The organism is Microbacterium sp. LWH11-1.2 (genome assembly GCF_038397745.1).
Lineage (GTDB): Bacteria > Actinomycetota > Actinomycetes > Actinomycetales > Microbacteriaceae > Microbacterium.
Map to the genome: position 1 here is coordinate 2,274,943 of NZ_CP151636.1, position 17,845 is coordinate 2,292,787.

Here is a 17,845-nt window from a genome sequence, read left to right on the forward strand (position 1 = left end):
CTGAACCGACGCGGCGACCTCGCGGACGCGGCAGTCCGCTCCGCGTGGACAACCGGGTTCGCGGTCTGTGTGTTGCAGGAGGAGTCGCGAGCGCCCGTCAGAGGCCAGAATTCCGGTGAAACCCGCCCGGGTTACCCCGGCTCGCGCTCTCGCGCGCCTAGGGTGTCAGTGTGTGGCGACGTGAGGGCAGGTCTGCGGATGACGCGGTGGCGGAGGCCGCTGTGACCCTCGGCGATCTGCACGAGTCGAGCACCGGTGTCGAGATCGCGCACGCCGCCGAGGCCGAGCGCACCCGTCTGCGGGCCGAGGCCGCCGATCTCGGCGGGCCCTCGCCTCTGGTCAGCTTCCGCGACGGACCCGAGTCGGGCATCGACATCTCGAAGGCGCACCCGGGCAGCCTTCCCCAGTTCATCACCGGCAAGTCGACGCTCCTGTCGAACCTGTTCCGCGACGAGGTCGGGCTCCGCACCGCGCGGCTCGCCGCCGAGCGGATCACGGCCAAGAACACCGAGCTGCGCACCGTGCGGGGGATCGAGGCCGTGCACCTCGCGGTCGGCGTCGCCCGCTGGCGCATCGGCGGTGCGGGCTTCGCCGCTCCCGTCCTGCTGCGGCCTCTGGCGATCCGGCGGCACCACTCCGACTTCGAGCTCAAGCTCCAGGGTGCGTTCGAGGTGAATCCCGAGCTCGTCCGCATCGCGCGCGAGCACTTCGGCATCTCGATCGACCCCGCATCCCTCGCGGCGCTCGCCTACGACGGCGGCATCTTCAAGCCGCAGCCCGTGATCGACAGCCTCCGCGCGACGACGCGATCGATCGACACGTTCTCGGTGGAGCCGCGGCTCGTCGTCTCGACGTTCGCCGATGTCTCCGCGGCGATGTCCCGCGACGGCGGGAGTCTCGATCACCTGGTGCTGAACGCACTCAACGGCCACGTCGGCGACCGGGAGCAGATCTCCGCACCGCGGGCGGCACCGCACCACACCTCTCCGGACGACCGCGCACCGGCATCCGACAACCTCCTCCTCGATGCGGATGCCGAGCAGGAGGCCGTGCTCGCACGCATCGCCGCAGGGCACTCGCTCACGGTGGCGACGCTTCCGGGCACCGGCGGCACGCAGACGGTCATCAACGCGCTGGGCGAGCTCGTGCGCGCGGGCAAGCGCGTACTGGTGGTCTCGGCACGGCGTTCGACGCTCGACGGCGTGCGTCATCGTCTCGCCGGCATCGGGCTCGACAGCCTCGCGATCTCTCCGGCGAGCGTGCGCCGCGACCTCGTCCGTGCCATCGGGCGCAACGAGAAGGCCGCAGCGCCCAAGGTGAGCGAGGTGGACGACGCGCTCGTGCGTCTGCGCACCGTGCTGCGCGACTACCGGCAGGCGCTCACGTCGCCGATCCCCGGGACCGATGCGTCGGTCCTCGACGCGACCCGTCACCTCACGCGCCTCGCATCGCTTCCCGTTCCGCCGTCGACAACGGCTCGTCTCGGACCCGACGCCCTGCGCCGTCTGGCCGCCGACCGGACCGAGGCATCCGAGTCGCTGGCCCAGGCCGCACGCCTGGGCGAATTCCGCTTCGGTCCCGACGACTCGCCCTGGTACGGCGTGACTTTCGCCAGCACCGAGGCCGCACGCGCCGCGCACGAGCTCGCCGGACGCCTGCACGCGAGCAGCGTGCCCGCGCTCCTCGAGCGCGGCTACGAGCTGATCGCCCAGACGCACATGCGCCCGTTCTCGACCGTCGACGAGCTCGGCGAGTATCTGCGCCTGCTGCAGGGCATCCGCGACTCGCTCGACCGGTTCAGCCCCACGGTGTTCGAGCGTCCGCTGGGCGAGCTCATCCAGGCCCATGGCTCGCGCCGTGACGCGCCCGGTCTGTCCGCCGCCAATCGCCGACGGCTGCGGCGCCTCGCGAAGGAGTACGTGCGCCCCGGCGTCCACGTCACCGAGATGCACGAGGCTCTGCTGCGCATCCAGACGCAGCGCACGCAGTGGCAGCGGTTCGTCGAGGCCGGCGTCGCACCTGAGGTGCCGCTGGGTCTGGGCGACGTCGCCGCCTCCTGGCAGCGGGTGGAGGCGGAACTCGCGGAGCTCGATGCCGCGCTCGGCCGCCGCGAGCCCCTGGCGACCCTCCCGGTCGCGCGGCTGGTCCGCACGCTGGCCGGTCTCGCCGAGAAGTCCGACGTGTTCGACAACCTCGTGGAGCGTGCGCAGCTGCGCGACCGTCTCGCGCTGCTCGGCCTGGAGCCGCTGCTCGCGGAGCTCTCCGTGCGCCATGTCGCCGAGTCCCGGGTGGGCGACGAGCTCGAGTTCGCCTGGTGGCAGTCGCTCCTGGAGCGGGCGCTGCAGGACAACCGGGCGCTCCTCGGTGCGAACACCGCGGTCGTGGACCGGCTCGAACGCGACTTCCGCCTCGTCGACGAGGCCCATGCCGCGATGGCCGGCCCTCTGCTCGCCTGGCAGCTCGCGAACCAGTGGCGGATCGCGATCGTCGACGAGCCGCAGCAGTCGCAGCATCTCCGACGGGCGCTGACGCAGCCGGCCACGACGACGGCCGAGGTCGTCAGCTCCGCGCCCGCGCTCATCGACGTGCTGGCCCCGGTCTGGATCTCCTCTCCGTACCTCGTCCCCGAGATCCCCGACTCCGTCGAGTTCGACACCGTGCTGCTGGTCGACGCCGCCGCGATCAACCTCGCGGAGGCCGCGCCGGCGATCCGTCGCGCGCGGCAGATCGTCGCGTTCGGCGACCCGGTCACACAGCGTCCGACTCCCTTCCACATCGCGGTGGACCCGGTGGAGTCCTGGGAGGCGGAGGTCCCGTTCGACGACGTCTCCGTCTTCGAGCGGCTGTCCGAGCTCCTCCCGGTGATGACGCTCACGCGCAGCTACCGTGCCGGAGGCGAGGACCTCGCCGAGCTCATCAACGACGCCTTCTACGGCGGAGAGATCGTGTCGCTGCCGTGGGCCGGCTCCTACCTCGGACGCGGCAGCCTGACGGTCGACTACGTCGAGGGCGGGACCGGTGCACCGGACCCGGTGTCGGGCGCGGTCGAGAGCCCGGACGCGGAGGTGGCCAGGGTCGTGACCCTCGTCGTCGAGCATGCGATCCATCGGCCGTCCGAGTCGCTGATGGTCGTCACGGCCAGCACGCGTCACGCCGAGCGCGTCCGCGCGGCCGTCACCTCGGCGTTCGCCGGCCGATCCGATGTCGCGGACTTCGTCGGCCGAGACACCGCGGAGCCCTTCGCGGTGCTGACGCTGGAGGAATCCGTCGCCGAGAGCCGTGACCGGGTGATCTTCTCTCTCGGCTTCGGTCTCACGAAGCACGGTCGGGTGCTGAGCGACTTCGGCGATCTCTCGACCCCCGACGGCGAGCGGCTGCTCACGGTCGGCATGACACGTGCCCGCCGCTCGATGGTGATCGTCTCGTCCATCCGCCCCTCGGCCTTCGACGACGGACGGCTGGAGCACGGCGCCGCCACGCTGATGTCGATCCTCGGCGGACTCGCCGCACGGAGCAGGGACGCCCGGCTGGAGGATCTCGCCGATCCGCTCACGCTCGCCCTGGCACGCGAGCTGCGACGCCTCGGAGCATCCGTCGACGTCGACTACCGCGGGCTCCTTCCGCTGGTCGCGCAGCACGACGGCAAGGCCGTCGTGATCGAATCGGATCCGGAGTCCCGCGGGGACTCGCTGCGGGAGACGCTGCGGCTGCGGCCGCATGTGCTGCGGAGACTGGGGTGGCACTACGTGCGCGTGCACGCGTTCGATCTCTACAGCGATCCGGTCACCGCCGCGACGCGCATCGCGGGTGTGCTCGGCATCTCCGAGTCGGCGCCGCGCGTCGAGAACGACACGCAGCCGATCGACATCATCGACCCTGAGAATGGCTGAGCAGCCCGAGCCCGATCCGGACGGTCAGCGCGTCGTGCGCGTCGCCGGAGCGCGCAGGGCGCGACTCACGCCGGTGCCCGGCAGCGACCCCGCACCGGAGTCCGGTCCCGAGACCGACGATGACGACGTGGCCGCGGCACCTCGCGGTCCGAAGGGTCCCAATGACGACCGCCTGATGCAGGACGTGCCGCCGCACTACTGAGTGCGCGCTCCACGCGAAACCGCCGCCGCCCCGGAGGGGACGGCGGCGGTTCTCACGGAGTGGCGGATTAGGCGCGCTGGCTCTTGAGCAGGTCGCGGATCTCGACGAGCAGCTCCGCCTCGGTGGCGGCGGCGGGCTCGTCCTCCGGCTCCTCGGCTCTCGTGCCCTTGCGGGCTTCGACATGCGCCTTGAAGGTGTTCATCGGCAGGACGAACACGAAGTACACGACCACGGCGACGGCGAGGAAGCTGATGATGGCCGAGATCAGATCCCCGAGCGGGAAGGTGACCATGTCGCCGTAGATGCTCGGGATCTGGGGCCCGAACTGGCCGGCGGCATCCGCCTTGAAGAAGAGCGAGACGAGCGGAGTGATGATGCTGGCCACGACGGAGTTGACGATCGCGGTGAACGCGGAGCCGATGACCACGGCCACGGCGAGATCGATCACGTTTCCGCGGAGGATGAAGTCCTTGAAGCCTTTGAGCATGGGATCTCCCAACGGGTCGGGGCCTCAGGAAGAGGCCGGAGTCGACGCAGCAGCCGGCGCGGCGCTCGTCTTCGACTCCGACTTCGATGATGCCGAACCCTCGCCCGATCCGCCTGATTTGGCGCGCGAGTCCGTGCGGTAGAACCCCGAGCCGTTGAACGTGACGCCGATCGAACCGTACTGCTTGCGCAGCGTGCCCCCGCACTCGGGGCATTCGGTGAGTGCGTTGTCGGAGAAGCTCTGGACGGCGTCGAACTGGTGTCCGCACGACGTGCAGGCATAGGCGTAGGTGGGCATGGGGGTCCTTGCAGGTCAGCGCCGCGTGGGCGACAGGTTCAGGGTCTGCGTCGGGGTCACGACGCCGTTCACCGGCTGGTCGTGCACCTCCCGCGGCAGGGAGTCGAGTATCTCGGAATCATAGATGACGGCGTAGACGGGCGGGCACTTCTCCATGGAGCCGATCGTCTTGTCGAAGTAGCCGCGACCCCAGCCCATCCGCATCCCCGAGCGGTCGACGGCCGCGGCAGGGACGATCATGAGGTCGACGTCGTTCACGGCGATCGGTCCCAGCACCTCGCCGGTCGGCTCGGGCAGACCGAACAGTCCTTCGGCGACGCGGTCGTCGTCGGTGGCGACGGCCCAGTCGAGCAGGCCGTCGGCCCGGGTGATCGGCAGCAGCACGCGGATGCCGCGGCGTACAGCCCTGGTCACGAACTCGCGGGTGCCCGGCTCGGTCGTGGTCGAGAGGAAGCACGAGATCGATCGTGCGCCGAGCTCGTCGACCAGCGCATCGAGGCGCGCGCCGATATCGGACGCCGCGGCATCGCGCTGCGACTCGGAGAGGAGCTGGCGGCGCTCACGCAGTTCGGCGCGCAGAGCGCGTTTCGCGTGTTCGACGTCGTTCGACATGGCTCTGAGTCTACGGCGGTGCCGACCGCTAGGCTGTGAGGATGGGTGAGCACAAGATCAAGGCCGTCATTCCCGCGGCAGGACTGGGGACGCGCTTCCTGCCTGCGACGAAGGCGATGCCGAAGGAGATGCTCCCTGTCGTCGACAAGCCGGCCATCCAGTACGTGGTGGAAGAGGCGGCGGACGCAGGGATCGATGACATCCTCGTCATCATCGGTCGCAACAAGAACGCGATCTCGAACCACTTCGACTCGGTCCCCGAGCTCGAGGTCAAGCTGCTGGAGAAGGGTGATGACGGTCGCCTCGCGAGCGTCATGAAGTCGAGCGACCTCGCCGACATCCACTTCGTGCGCCAGGGCGAGCCCAAGGGTCTCGGGCATGCCGTGCTGCGTGCCCGCACCCATGTCGGCGACAGCTCGTTCGCCGTGCTTCTCGGTGACGACCTCATCGACGAGCGCGACCCGCTGCTGACCGACATGATCGCCGAGCACGAGCGCAGCGGCGCCGCGGTCATCGCGCTGATGGAGGTCGACCCCGCCAGCATCCACATGTACGGTGCCGCCGCCGTCGAGTCGATCGAGGACTCGGAGAACGTCCGCGTGACCGGCCTCGTCGAGAAGCCCGCGCAGGAGGACGCCCCCTCGAACCTCGCCGTCATCGGCCGCTATGTGCTGCCGGCATCCGTCTTCGAGATCCTCGAGCGCACCGAGCCGGGCAAGGGCGGCGAGATCCAGCTGACCGACGCTCTGCAGGAGATGGCAGCAGACACCGATGGGCCCGGCGTCGTCGGAGTCATCTTCCGCGGCCGTCGTTACGACACCGGCGACCGCGTGGACTACATCAAGGCGATCGTGCAGCTCGCCTCCGACCGCGACGACCTCGGCCCGGAGTTGCGGCCCTGGCTCAAGGAGTTCGCGGAACGCCTCTAGGCGACTCTGCGGGCGTCGGGACGACTCATGGATCTGGCGACGGGAATGCGGCACGGACCGATCGAGCTTCGGCTCGTGCGAACGAAGGACGCCCGTCCGCTGCAGCACGAGCTGCTCGCGAACCGGTCGTGGTTGCAGCCGTGGGAGGCGACCGTCCCCTACGGCTCGGTGTCGTTCGACATGCGCCTCAGCATCCGTCGGCTGCTGCAGCAGTACAAGGACGGCTCGGGCTATCCCTTCGTCATGGAGTACGAGGGCGAGGTCGCCGGACAGCTGAACGTCTGGGGAGTGGCCCGCGGCTCGCTGTGCTCCGCGACAATCGGCTATTGGGTGAGCGAGCGGTTCGCCGGCCGGGGGATCACCCCGACGGCGGTGGCTCTCGCCACCGATGCCTGCTTCACCGAGTACGGCCTGCACCGGATGGAGATCTGCATCCGCCCGGAGAACGCGGCGAGCCTGCGCGTCGTTCAGAAGCTCGGGTTCCGCTACGAGGGGCTGCGGCGCCGCTACATCCACATCGACGGGGACTGGCGCGACCACTATGCGTTCTCGCTCACGCGCGAGGATGTGCCCCAGGGCGTGCTGGCCCGGTGGCTGAGCGGCCAGGTGCCGCCGGATGCCGCGACGGTGCCGCCGTCGGACCGTATCGCCCTCTGAGACCTCGGTTCGCACCCGTTCCGGATCGGACTCGCCGCGACACGCGCCGCCTGCGCGGCGCAGCGGCCCTCAGCGCTTACCGTTGACCCTATGGACGGGCCGGTGCTGAGTGGGGGAGTGATCGTCCTCGTCTCCGTGCTCCTGTGGATGCTCTATCTGCTGCCGTCGTGGCGCGGCCGCTACCAGTACAACGCCTCGGAGCGGAACGCCGTTCGTCTGAATCAGGCGCTGCGTGTCCTCGCCGAGACGAGCGAGACCCCCGGCGAGGTCCGCTTCGAGCTCAACGCGCGGACCGCGCTCGCGCAGCAGAAGCTCGCGAAGCGCGTGCAGTCCGAGCGGGAGTCCGCCGAACTCGAGGCCCTGCGGCAGGAACTCGCGGCGACGCGCGCCGACCCCGTGATCCGCCGCGCGCGGGCCCGTCGTCGTGTGCGGGTGGTGGCCACGAGTGCGCTTCTGCTCGGACTGGCCGTCGCCGGTCTCGGCGTCTGGCAGATCCTGGCATCCGGTGCGCAGACGCTCGCATGGATCGGCGGAGCGCTGGTCGTGATCGCCGGCGTGATGCTGCAGCGGATGGCATCCGTGGCGCAGCGCGCGGTCCGTCGTCCGCAGGTCGTCTCGGAACCCGTCCGGGAGCGCACCGCTCCCGAGCTGCACGATCAGGGGCGCGCGACCTGGACTCCGCGTCCGCTTCCCGAGCCGCTGGTCACCGTCGCCGGGTCGCGCGCGCAGGCCGCGCGTGCGGAGATCGAGGCGCAGGAGGAGCGTCGCAAGGCGGCCAGGGTCGCCGCGCTCCGCGAGCGGGCGGAGCAGATGTCCCCGGTCGCTCCTGTGCAGCTGCCGGCCGCGTCGTCGCCCTACGCGAAGATGGGCTTCGTCGACGATGCCGAGATCGAGGCGCACGTTCGTGAGCTTCTCTCGCGACGCGCTGCCGGCTGAGCATCGCGCGACGCGATCCGCCCCCGCGGCGTGATAGCGTAGAAGCCGTTCACGGGCCTATGGCGCAGTTGGTAGCGCGCCTCGTTCGCATCGAGGAGGTCAGGGGTTCGAATCCCCTTAGGTCCACCGAACAGAAAGCCCCCGGCACGCGCCGGGGGCTTTCTTCTTTCTCCCGGGCTCAGCCCCAGAAGAGGTCCTCTGCGTCCTGGTCCTCGCTGATCAGCCAGATCTCCGCGATCCGATCGCCCTCGACACGGAACACGTCGACGCCGTGCTGGTCGAGATCGGCAGCGCCTGCGCGCCGGGCGGTGAAGCGCACGGTCGTGGCGACGAGCAGACCGCTCTCCGTCGCAGACTCGGTCTCGAGCGCGAAGGTGCCGCCGCTCAACTCCATGAATGCACCCAGATGGGCCACGATCGCGTCGGGTCCCACATGATCGCCGGACAGCCGGTTCGCGCCTGGCTGGTGCCACACGGCATCCTCGGTCAGCACAGCCGCCAACCCCGCCATGTCTCCAGCCGCCACCGCGGCTCCGTAACGTCCCACCACATCGATCGCCGACATGTTCTTCCTCCGCTTCTGCTCGGTACCCTGAGGTTCCACCGTGTCGAGGCGGACATGGTTACTTCAACGTCACCAGGGAGCGGGATCACATGACAACCGAGTGGACGGTGTTCTCCGCCCGATGCCCGTCGCGTCGTTCGCTGGCCCGCATCGCGAACAAGTGGACGGCGATGATCGTCGTCCTGCTCCATGAACGTCCCCGACGCTTCGGGGAGCTTCATCGGGATGTGCAGGGGATCACCAAGAAGGTCCTGGCCGACACTCTCCGCGCGCTGGAGCGCGACGGGATGGTCGAGCGCATCGCGCATGCCGACGGCTACGCGCTCTATCGGCTCACGGTTCTCGGCCTCACTCTGCATGAGCCGCTCAGAGCCCTCCAGGTCTGGGCGGAGTCTCACGTCGAGGACGTGATCGATGCGCAGGAGCGGTACGACGAGGCTCTCGACGACCAGACTCTGGCGCCGTGACGCAGACGCGCCGGGGAGCACCCCGGCACCGTGAATCAGCGCGACACGCCCGGCGGTCGGGCTGGATTTGCCCGATCCCCGGGATCCGCGTAACTTATTACTTGTTCGCCCCAAACGGTTGAGCGGAGGTCCTCGGACCGGCTCCCGTCAAGCATCGAACACCTCCCGAATCCCGAAACTCTCACGAGTCCTCAGGATGAAGGAACTGCCTCGTGCCCACGAGCATCTCGCCGGAAGGCGATTTGACACCGGGAACGAGATCAGTAAGATAGAGAAGTTGCCCTTCGGGCCTGGCTGTGATGGCTGGGTCGTGGGAGCATCCGATCCTTGAGAACTCAACAGCGTGCACTTGTCAAATGCCAAATTATCCTCGTTCAGTCGTTTTTCGGCTGGGTGAGAATTCCTTTGGATCAAAGACCAGCCCCTTGGGGGTTGGCATTCGGATGAAGTCAGCAATGAATTTGTCTCTTTGGTCAGCATCAAACTCGCTGCGTCATCGTTTTCCCGATGGGGTATGCATTTCTTTTTTACGGAGAGTTTGATCCTGGCTCAGGATGAACGCTGGCGGCGTGCTTAACACATGCAAGTCGAACGGTGAACACGGAGCTTGCTCTGTGGGATCAGTGGCGAACGGGTGAGTAACACGTGAGCAACCTGCCCCTGACTCTGGGATAAGCGCTGGAAACGGCGTCTAATACTGGATATGTGACGTGACCGCATGGTCTGCGTCTGGAAAGAATTTCGGTTGGGGATGGGCTCGCGGCCTATCAGCTTGTTGGTGAGGTAATGGCTCACCAAGGCGTCGACGGGTAGCCGGCCTGAGAGGGTGACCGGCCACACTGGGACTGAGACACGGCCCAGACTCCTACGGGAGGCAGCAGTGGGGAATATTGCACAATGGGCGCAAGCCTGATGCAGCAACGCCGCGTGAGGGATGACGGCCTTCGGGTTGTAAACCTCTTTTAGCAGGGAAGAAGCGAAAGTGACGGTACCTGCAGAAAAAGCGCCGGCTAACTACGTGCCAGCAGCCGCGGTAATACGTAGGGCGCAAGCGTTATCCGGAATTATTGGGCGTAAAGAGCTCGTAGGCGGTTTGTCGCGTCTGCTGTGAAATCCCGAGGCTCAACCTCGGGCCTGCAGTGGGTACGGGCAGACTAGAGTGCGGTAGGGGAGATTGGAATTCCTGGTGTAGCGGTGGAATGCGCAGATATCAGGAGGAACACCGATGGCGAAGGCAGATCTCTGGGCCGTAACTGACGCTGAGGAGCGAAAGGGTGGGGAGCAAACAGGCTTAGATACCCTGGTAGTCCACCCCGTAAACGTTGGGAACTAGTTGTGGGGTCCATTCCACGGATTCCGTGACGCAGCTAACGCATTAAGTTCCCCGCCTGGGGAGTACGGCCGCAAGGCTAAAACTCAAAGGAATTGACGGGGACCCGCACAAGCGGCGGAGCATGCGGATTAATTCGATGCAACGCGAAGAACCTTACCAAGGCTTGACATATACGAGAACGGGCCAGAAATGGTCAACTCTTTGGACACTCGTAAACAGGTGGTGCATGGTTGTCGTCAGCTCGTGTCGTGAGATGTTGGGTTAAGTCCCGCAACGAGCGCAACCCTCGTTCTATGTTGCCAGCACGTAATGGTGGGAACTCATGGGATACTGCCGGGGTCAACTCGGAGGAAGGTGGGGATGACGTCAAATCATCATGCCCCTTATGTCTTGGGCTTCACGCATGCTACAATGGCCGGTACAAAGGGCTGCAATACCGCGAGGTGGAGCGAATCCCAAAAAGCCGGTCCCAGTTCGGATTGAGGTCTGCAACTCGACCTCATGAAGTCGGAGTCGCTAGTAATCGCAGATCAGCAACGCTGCGGTGAATACGTTCCCGGGTCTTGTACACACCGCCCGTCAAGTCATGAAAGTCGGTAACACCTGAAGCCGGTGGCCTAACCCTTGTGGAGGGAGCCGTCGAAGGTGGGATCGGTAATTAGGACTAAGTCGTAACAAGGTAGCCGTACCGGAAGGTGCGGCTGGATCACCTCCTTTCTAAGGAGCATCTGACACCTTCGGGTGTCCAGAACCCAGATCGAAGGCGTACGTTCTTCGCTGGGAGCTCATGGGTGGAACATTTGACATGACATCGAGATCTGATCTCGGAGCTAGTACGCCGCTTGCGGTTGGAAGGTTCTGGGTGAGGGGGTCGGTGTCTGCACGCTGTTGGGTCCTGAGGGACCGGATGCGCACTGGCCTTTGGGTCGAGTGCACAGTCGGTTACTCTGGGCCTTTTGTCGTTTCCCCGGTTGGGGTTGCGTCAAGGGGCACCGCCCGTACTTTGAGAACTACACAGTGGACGCGAGCATCTTGCAACGGCCTTCGGGTTGTTGCACAAGATGATCTTAAAGATCATTAGTCAATTTCAGATTCCATCTTCGGATGGGGTCGAGTTTTTGATTCAAACTCATGTGATTTCAAGTCTTTAAGAGCAAACGGTGGATGCCTTGGCATCTGGAGCCGAAGAAGGACGTAGCAATCTGCGATAAGCCTCGGGGAACTGATAAGCAAGTTTTGATCCGAGGGTGTCCGAATGGGGAAACCCCGCTGGGCGGCGTGCCGACCTAGTGACTCCCGCCTGAATATATAGGGCGGGTAGAGGGAACGTGGGGAAGTGAAACATCTCAGTACCCACAGGAAGAGAAAGCAACCGCGATTCCGTTAGTAGTGGCGAGCGAAACCGGAACAGGCTAAACCTAGCGTGTGTGATAGCCGGCAGGCGTTGCACGTTGGGGGTTGTGGGACTTTTCAGTCATCTCTGCCGAGGTGGCGGCGTTACAAGAAGGTATAGACGAACGGTCTTGAAAGGCCGGTCATAGAGGGTGCCAACCCCGTAGTCGAAATGCCTTGCTTGGCGCGAAGAGTATCCCAAGTAGCACGGGGCCCGTGAAATCCCGTGTGAATCTGTCAGGACCACCTGATAAGCCTAAATACTCCCAGATGACCGATAGCGGACAAGTACCGTGAGGGAAAGGTGAAAAGTACCCCGGGAGGGGAGTGAAATAGTACCTGAAACCGTTTGCTTACAAACCGTTGGAGCCTCCTTAGTAGGGGTGACAGCGTGCCTTTTGAAGAATGAGCCTGCGAGTTAGCGATATGTGGCGAGGTTAACCCGTGTGGGGTAGCCGTAGCGAAAGCGAGTCTGAATAGGGCGATTCAGTCGCATGTCCTAGACCCGAAGCGAAGTGATCTATCCATGGCCAGGTTGAAGCGACGGTAAGACGTCGTGGAGGACCGAACCCACTTAGGTTGAAAACTGAGGGGATGAGCTGTGGATAGGGGTGAAAGGCCAATCAAACTTCGTGATAGCTGGTTCTCTCCGAAATGCATTTAGGTGCAGCGTTGCGTGTTTCTTGCCGGAGGTAGAGCTACTGGATGGCCGATGGGCCCTACAAGGTTACTGACGTCAGCCAAACTCCGAATGCCGGTAAGTGAGAGCGCAGCAGTGAGACTGTGGGGGATAAGCTTCATAGTCGAGAGGGAAACAACCCAGACCACCAACTAAGGTCCCAAAGCGCGTGCTAAGTGGGAAAGGATGTGGAGTTGCCTTGACAACCAGGAGGTTGGCTTAGAAGCAGCCACCCTTGAAAGAGTGCGTAATAGCTCACTGGTCAAGTGATTCCGCGCCGACAATGTAACGGGGCTCAAGCACGCCACCGAAGTTGTGGCATTGACATTATTGGTAGGCCTTCGTGGTCCAGCCGTGTTGATGGGTAGGAGAGCGTCGTGTGGCCAGCGAAGCGGCGGTGTAAACCAGCCGTGGAGGCTACACGAGTGAGAATGCAGGCATGAGTAGCGAATGACGTGTGAGAAACACGTCCTCCGAAAGACCAAGGGTTCCAGGGTCAAGCTAATCTTCCCTGGGTAAGTCGGGACCTAAGGCGAGGCCGACAGGCGTAGTCGATGGACAACGGGTTGATATTCCCGTACCGGCGAAGAACCGCCCAAGCTAATCCAGTAGTGCTAAGTGTCTGAATCCCAGTGACTGATCCCTTCGGGGTGACGCTCTGGGCCTAGCGCACGACCCCATTCTGGTGCGGTTAGCGTATTAACAGGTGTGACGCAGGAAGGTAGTCCAAGCCAGGCGATGGTTGTCCTGGTGCAAGTGCGTAGGCCGAACGGTAGGCAAATCCGCCGTTCACATAGGCTGAGACACGATGCGGATAAAAAGTGGATGATCCTATGCTGCCAAGAAAAGCATCGACGCGAGGTTCTAGCCGCCCGTACCCCAAACCGACTCAGGTGGTCAGGTAGAGAATACCAAGGAGATCGAGAGAATCGTGGTTAAGGAACTCGGCAAAATGCCCCCGTAACTTCGGGAGAAGGGGGGCCATCCACTTATACGGACTTGCTCCGAAAAGGGTGTGGTGGCCGCAGAGACTAGTGGGTAGCGACTGTTTACTAAAAACACAGGTCCGTGCCAAGTCGCAAGACGATGTATACGGACTGACGCCTGCCCGGTGCTGGAAGGTTAAGAGGACCGGTTAGCCGCAAGGCGAAGCTGAGAATTTAAGCCCCAGTAAACGGCGGTGGTAACTATAACCATCCTAAGGTAGCGAAATTCCTTGTCGGGTAAGTTCCGACCTGCACGAATGGCGTAACGACTTCCCAACTGTCTCAACCGCGAACTCGGCGAAATTGCATTACGAGTAAAGATGCTCGTTACGCGCAGCAGGACGGAAAGACCCCGTGACCTTTACTACAGCTTGGTATTGGTGTTCGGTGTGGCTTGTGTAGGATAGGTGGGAGACTTTGAAGCATGGACGCCAGTTCGTGTGGAGTCATTGTTGAAATACCACTCTGGTCACTCTGGATATCTAACTTCGAACCGTAATCCGGTTCAGGGACAGTGCCTGGTGGGTAGTTTAACTGGGGCGGTTGCCTCCCAAAAAGTAACGGAGGCGCCCAAAGGTTCCCTCAACCTGGTTGGCAATCAGGTGTCGAGTGTAAGTGCACAAGGGAGCTTGACTGTGAGACTGACAGGTCGAGCAGGGACGAAAGTCGGGACTAGTGATCCGGCAGTGGCTTGTGGAAGCGCTGTCGCTCAACGGATAAAAGGTACCTCGGGGATAACAGGCTGATCTTGCCCAAGAGTCCATATCGACGGCATGGTTTGGCACCTCGATGTCGGCTCGTCGCATCCTGGGGCTGGAGTAGGTCCCAAGGGTTGGGCTGTTCGCCCATTAAAGCGGTACGCGAGCTGGGTTTAGAACGTCGTGAGACAGTTCGGTCCCTATCCGCTGCGCGCGTAGGAAATTTGAGAGGATCTGACCCTAGTACGAGAGGACCGGGTTGGACGAACCTCTGGTGTGTCAGTTGTTCCGCCAGGAGCACCGCTGATTAGCTACGTTCGGGATGGATAACCGCTGAAAGCATCTAAGCGGGAAGCCGGCCTCAAGATGAGATTTCCATACCTTCGGGTGAGAGGCTCCCAGCCAGACTACTGGGTTGATAGGCCAGATGTGGAAGTGCAGCAATGCATGCAGCTGACTGGTACTAATAAGCCGATGACTTGATAACACACCGTTTGTTGGTGCTACGCGTCCACTGAGTGGTTCTCGATGTACGGTCGAGAACCGCATGACAATGACTTTGTTATGTGTTTGATTGAAACATCAATAGTGTTTCGGCGGCCATAGCGTGAGGGAAACGCCCGGTTACATTCCGAACCCGGAAGCTAAGCCTCACAGCGCCGATGGTACTGCAGGGGGGACCCTGTGGGAGAGTAGGACACCGCCGGACTTCTTTTAGACAAGAAAGCCACCCAATGCTGGGTGGCTTTCTTGCGTTAACGCGATCATTCGAACTGCTCCCATTCCGGGCAGCCATCCGTGTGGAACGTGACGTACTCCGGGACGTCGGTCAGGAATGCGTACGCGCCCTGGTTCTCGACGACGATCCCGCCGCTCTCGTCCTGGATGCTCCACGTGCAGCCGTCCGGGACCGGTGCAGGTTCCCCGTGCATCTGGAATCCGCCGTACGGGATGTCGCCTCCGATCGTGTACACGCCCGTCCCCGCGACGGTGATGCCGGCACTGTCCTCGGCTGCGGCGTCGTCTTCGGCGGCCGGTGCCTGCTCCGCGGACGATGGCTCGTCCGCATCGTCGGGCGCTGTCGGTTCCGGCGTCCCGACTCCGCACGCCGACAGCGCGAGCGCGGTCAAGACGACGATGCCTCCGGCAATGGATCTCCTTCGTGTCGTGTGCATGACGACTCCCTCCTCAGCCCGACTCCCGGGCTCTCCCGTTCTCATGGTGCTCGTCATGCGCTGTTGCGGGCCATGGGGGAATCGAGCTATTCACCCGGCCGGGGGATACCATGACGCCATGTCTCGCGCTGCCCGTCTCGACGCGCTTCTTCGGCAGCTCGTCGTCGTCGACGCAGTGCCTCCTGAGCTGTACCGCGACCCGGCGGGCTCGTCGGACGTCGCCTTCGACAGCGCGCTCGCGGCACTCGCTGCAGTGTGGGCGGGGCAGTTCGGCATCGCCGCTCCCTTGGCGACGGTGGCTCGTCGTGCTGCAGACGACCCCGACACCGTGGTCTTCGCCGAGAGCGTGTGCGGACTCGTCCGGGCAGGGACGCCCATGTCGGCTCCGCCCGAAGAGTTCGCGTCCGCCGCGCGGGTCTCCGCGGGCATCGCGAGCGAGCTCCGCCTGCCCCTCTGCGCTCTTCTCGCCGAAGCGGCTCTCGCGGAGGCGCGCCTCGATATCGCGGAAGGGCTTCTCTCGGTCGTCCCTCCCCGCACGGCGCTGTTCGGTCGACGGGATCACCCGTTCCTGACCGTCATCCGCTGCTTCGTGGCGAGGGTGCGGCTGTTCAGCGGCGATGTGAGCGGCGCCGCCGACGAGGCGGCGCAGGCGTGCGCGGGTGCCGGGACGGAGGCGGAGCGGATCTTCGCGACCGCGACCGCGGCGGTCATCGACGGGAGTGCCGGACGGCGGCAGGAGGCGCGGGCGGCGGTGAGCGGCATCCTCGCACGGGACATCGCGCCGGTGAACGCGTTGATGAGCGGGGCGTTCCTGCTCGCGAGCTACGCGGCGATCGTCGGCGACGACGTGCGGACCTCCGCGGTCGCCGTGCTGCGGGCATCCGTGGATCCCTCCTTCGGACAGGTGCGGATCGTCGATCGCGCGATCTGCCTCGAGATCCTGACCAGGGCCGCCGTCGACGCGGGCGACCTCGACGCTGCTCGCTCCTGGCAGCTGCGCGCTGCTCCGCTCGCTGAGCACCCGAGCGCGAGCTCGACGGTCGAGCGGATCGCGAGCCGGGTGTCGCTCCTCGCCGGCGATGCCGAGCGTGCGCTCGAGGAGGCAATGCGATCGGTCGCTCTCGCTGAGAGCGCGCGGCGCGCATTGGAGGCAGCAGAGGGTGAGATCCTCGCGGCCCGCGCCAGGATCTCCCTGCGCGAACGAGGAGCGGCCGCACGGCGACTGGCGGATGTCGTGACCGATGCGGATGCACACGGCTTCGGCGCCGTGCGCCGGTCGGCGTCCCGCGAGCTCCGGTCGGTGGGCAGGCGCCTCCCTCCGGACACGCGCCGCGGGTGGGAGGGGCTGTCCGCCCGTGAACAGGGCATCGCGCTGCTCATCTCCGAGGGGCGCAGCAACGCGCAGATCGCGTCGTCCGAGTTCCTGTCCGAGCACACGGTGCGCATCCATGTCTCGCGGGTGCTCCATGCCTTCGGGGTCCCGACGCGGGTGGGTGTGGCGTCGGCGTTGGGAGCAGCCTCCGCGGCTGCCGGACCCGAGCCGCTGACGGTGCGCCAGCAGCAGATCGTCGCCCTCATCACGAGCGGTGCGACGAACCGCTCGATCGCGGAGCGGCTCGAGGTGAGCGAGTCGACGGTCGAGAAGCATGTGAGTGCGGTGATGCGACGGTGGGAGGTGACATCGCGTTCGGGTATCGCCCGCCGGGCGGCCGGTCAGCACCCCGTCTGAGCGCGACGGGCCTGATCCCGCTCATCGCCTCAACCGGGATTCCAGGACGGATGCCGTGGCCGTCACGGCATCCGCCAGCGCGCGCTCGTCCCGCTCCTCGCCGGCCCAGGTGACCGCGACGGCAGCCACCGGCCATCCGGCCTGATCGCGCACCGCGACGCCCACCGAGCGCAGGCCCGCCGCCACTTCGCTGTCCTCCGTCGCGTAGCCGCGCGAGCGGACCTCCCGGAGCAGCTCGCGCAACTCTGCGGGACGACGAGGTCCGAGTCCGGTGCGGTCGGGGAAAGCGGAGGCGCTCGGGTAGAGCGCGCGCACCTGCTCGCGGGGGAGCACGGCGAGCATCGCCCGCCCGCTGGCCGTGAGATGTGCGGGGAGACGTACGCCGACGTCGGTGATCAGCGCCGGCCGCCGCGGCGCGCGCTCCTCGACGATGTACAGCACGTCGCCTCCGCTCATCACCGCGAGGTGCGCGCTCTCACCCAGACGATCGGACAGCGCGGCGACCAGGGGGCGTCCGAGGCGGGCGAGCGGCTGCTGTCGTGTGTAGCCTCCGGCCAGCTCGAAGGCGGAGGTGCCGAGGCCCCACCGATGCTCCTCCTGGAAGTGCAGCACGAAACCGTGGGTCGAGAGCGTGGTGAGCAGGTGATACACGGTCGATCGGGGGAGCGACAGCTCACGGGCGATCGCGGAGGCGGCGACCGGCGCCGGGCGACCCGCCAGATAGCTCAGGATCCGCAGGGTGTTCTCGGCCGCCGGCACCTGAGGTGCGCCGCTCCCTGAGGCTTGCGAACTGTCTGGGATCACAGACACA

The 17,845-nt window shown here is 65.2% G+C and carries 13 protein-coding genes, 1 tRNA gene and 3 rRNA genes; 11 read left to right on the forward strand and 6 right to left on the reverse strand.

Going from position 1 to position 17,845, the window contains the following annotated elements; all coding sequences use genetic code 11:
* Positions 1-206 precede the first annotated feature (206 nt).
* Together MRBLWH11_RS11035 and MRBLWH11_RS11040 are read left to right on the forward strand one after the other, a co-directional pair.
* Positions 207-3,890, forward strand: a complete 3,684-nt coding sequence (locus MRBLWH11_RS11035) for an AAA family ATPase (RefSeq protein ID WP_341944897.1) — start codon at positions 207-209, stop codon at positions 3,888-3,890.
* Positions 3,883-4,092, forward strand: a complete 210-nt coding sequence (locus MRBLWH11_RS11040; RefSeq protein WP_341944899.1) for a hypothetical protein — start codon at positions 3,883-3,885, stop codon at positions 4,090-4,092. The genes MRBLWH11_RS11035 and MRBLWH11_RS11040 overlap by 8 nt, the downstream gene beginning before the upstream one ends.
* A gap of 67 nt (positions 4,093-4,159) precedes the next feature.
* On the opposite strand, the gene mscL is transcribed toward MRBLWH11_RS11040, so the two are convergent.
* The 3 genes from mscL to MRBLWH11_RS11055 are packed head-to-tail and all read right to left on the reverse strand — an operon-like array spanning position 4,160 to position 5,488.
* Positions 4,160-4,579 carry a large conductance mechanosensitive channel protein MscL gene (mscL, locus tag MRBLWH11_RS11045; RefSeq protein WP_116635913.1) on the reverse strand — a complete coding sequence of 140 codons (420 nt, stop codon included), beginning with the start codon at positions 4,577-4,579 and terminating at the stop codon, positions 4,160-4,162.
* A 24-nt stretch (positions 4,580-4,603) separates the two neighbouring features.
* Positions 4,604-4,876: an FmdB family zinc ribbon protein gene (locus tag MRBLWH11_RS11050; protein WP_116635914.1), complete on the reverse strand. Its 273-nt coding sequence runs from the start codon at positions 4,874-4,876 to the stop codon at positions 4,604-4,606.
* A 15-nt stretch (positions 4,877-4,891) separates the two neighbouring features.
* Positions 4,892-5,488 carry a 5-formyltetrahydrofolate cyclo-ligase gene (locus tag MRBLWH11_RS11055; protein WP_116635915.1) on the reverse strand — a complete coding sequence of 199 codons (597 nt, stop codon included), beginning with the start codon at positions 5,486-5,488 and terminating at the stop codon, positions 4,892-4,894.
* A gap of 41 nt (positions 5,489-5,529) precedes the next feature.
* Between MRBLWH11_RS11055 and galU the strand changes: the two genes are divergently transcribed.
* From galU to MRBLWH11_RS11075, 4 genes are all read left to right on the forward strand, one after another.
* Positions 5,530-6,417 (forward strand): UTP--glucose-1-phosphate uridylyltransferase GalU, encoded by an 888-nt coding sequence (gene galU, locus MRBLWH11_RS11060; protein WP_116635916.1) that lies wholly within the window; start codon positions 5,530-5,532, stop codon positions 6,415-6,417.
* Positions 6,418-6,462: 45 nt separating this feature from the next.
* Entirely contained in the window at positions 6,463-7,074 is a 612-nt protein-coding gene (locus MRBLWH11_RS11065) for a GNAT family protein (RefSeq protein ID WP_341947824.1), read from the forward strand.
* A gap of 90 nt (positions 7,075-7,164) precedes the next feature.
* A complete protein-coding gene (locus tag MRBLWH11_RS11070) occupies positions 7,165-8,010 on the forward strand; it encodes a hypothetical protein (RefSeq protein WP_116635918.1) in 846 nt (281 codons plus the stop codon).
* Between the two features lie 53 nt (positions 8,011-8,063).
* Positions 8,064-8,136: transfer RNA gene (locus MRBLWH11_RS11075), tRNA-Ala, on the forward strand.
* A gap of 52 nt (positions 8,137-8,188) precedes the next feature.
* On the opposite strand, the gene MRBLWH11_RS11080 is transcribed toward MRBLWH11_RS11075, so the two are convergent.
* Positions 8,189-8,575 (reverse strand): nuclear transport factor 2 family protein, encoded by a 387-nt coding sequence (locus MRBLWH11_RS11080; protein WP_116635919.1) that lies wholly within the window; start codon positions 8,573-8,575, stop codon positions 8,189-8,191.
* An 89-nt stretch (positions 8,576-8,664) separates the two neighbouring features.
* Here MRBLWH11_RS11080 and MRBLWH11_RS11085 point away from each other — a divergent pair, with 89 nt between their 5' ends.
* From MRBLWH11_RS11085 to rrf, 4 genes are all read left to right on the forward strand, one after another.
* Entirely contained in the window at positions 8,665-9,042 is a 378-nt protein-coding gene (locus MRBLWH11_RS11085; RefSeq protein ID WP_116635920.1) for a helix-turn-helix domain-containing protein, read from the forward strand.
* Between the two features lie 526 nt (positions 9,043-9,568).
* A 16S ribosomal RNA gene (locus MRBLWH11_RS11090) occupies positions 9,569-11,092 on the forward strand.
* Positions 11,093-11,512: 420 nt separating this feature from the next.
* Positions 11,513-14,617, forward strand: a 23S ribosomal RNA gene (locus MRBLWH11_RS11095).
* Positions 14,618-14,722: 105 nt separating this feature from the next.
* A 5S ribosomal RNA gene (gene rrf, locus MRBLWH11_RS11100) occupies positions 14,723-14,839 on the forward strand.
* Together the 16S, 23S and 5S rRNA genes form the textbook arrangement of a ribosomal RNA operon.
* Before the next feature lie 55 nt (positions 14,840-14,894).
* Here the strand turns inward: rrf and MRBLWH11_RS11105 are convergent.
* Complete coding sequence (locus MRBLWH11_RS11105; protein WP_341944900.1) at positions 14,895-15,305, reverse strand: hypothetical protein; 411 nt, start codon at positions 15,303-15,305, stop codon at positions 14,895-14,897.
* A gap of 118 nt (positions 15,306-15,423) precedes the next feature.
* On the opposite strand from MRBLWH11_RS11105, the gene MRBLWH11_RS11110 reads away from it, so the two are divergent.
* A complete protein-coding gene (locus MRBLWH11_RS11110; protein WP_341944901.1) occupies positions 15,424-17,034 on the forward strand; it encodes a LuxR C-terminal-related transcriptional regulator in 1,611 nt (536 codons plus the stop codon).
* A gap of 21 nt (positions 17,035-17,055) precedes the next feature.
* On the opposite strand, the gene MRBLWH11_RS11115 is transcribed toward MRBLWH11_RS11110, so the two are convergent.
* Positions 17,056-17,844, reverse strand: coding sequence for an IclR family transcriptional regulator (locus MRBLWH11_RS11115; RefSeq protein ID WP_341944902.1), 789 nt, complete (start codon positions 17,842-17,844; stop codon positions 17,056-17,058).
* Position 17,845 lies beyond the last annotated feature (1 nt).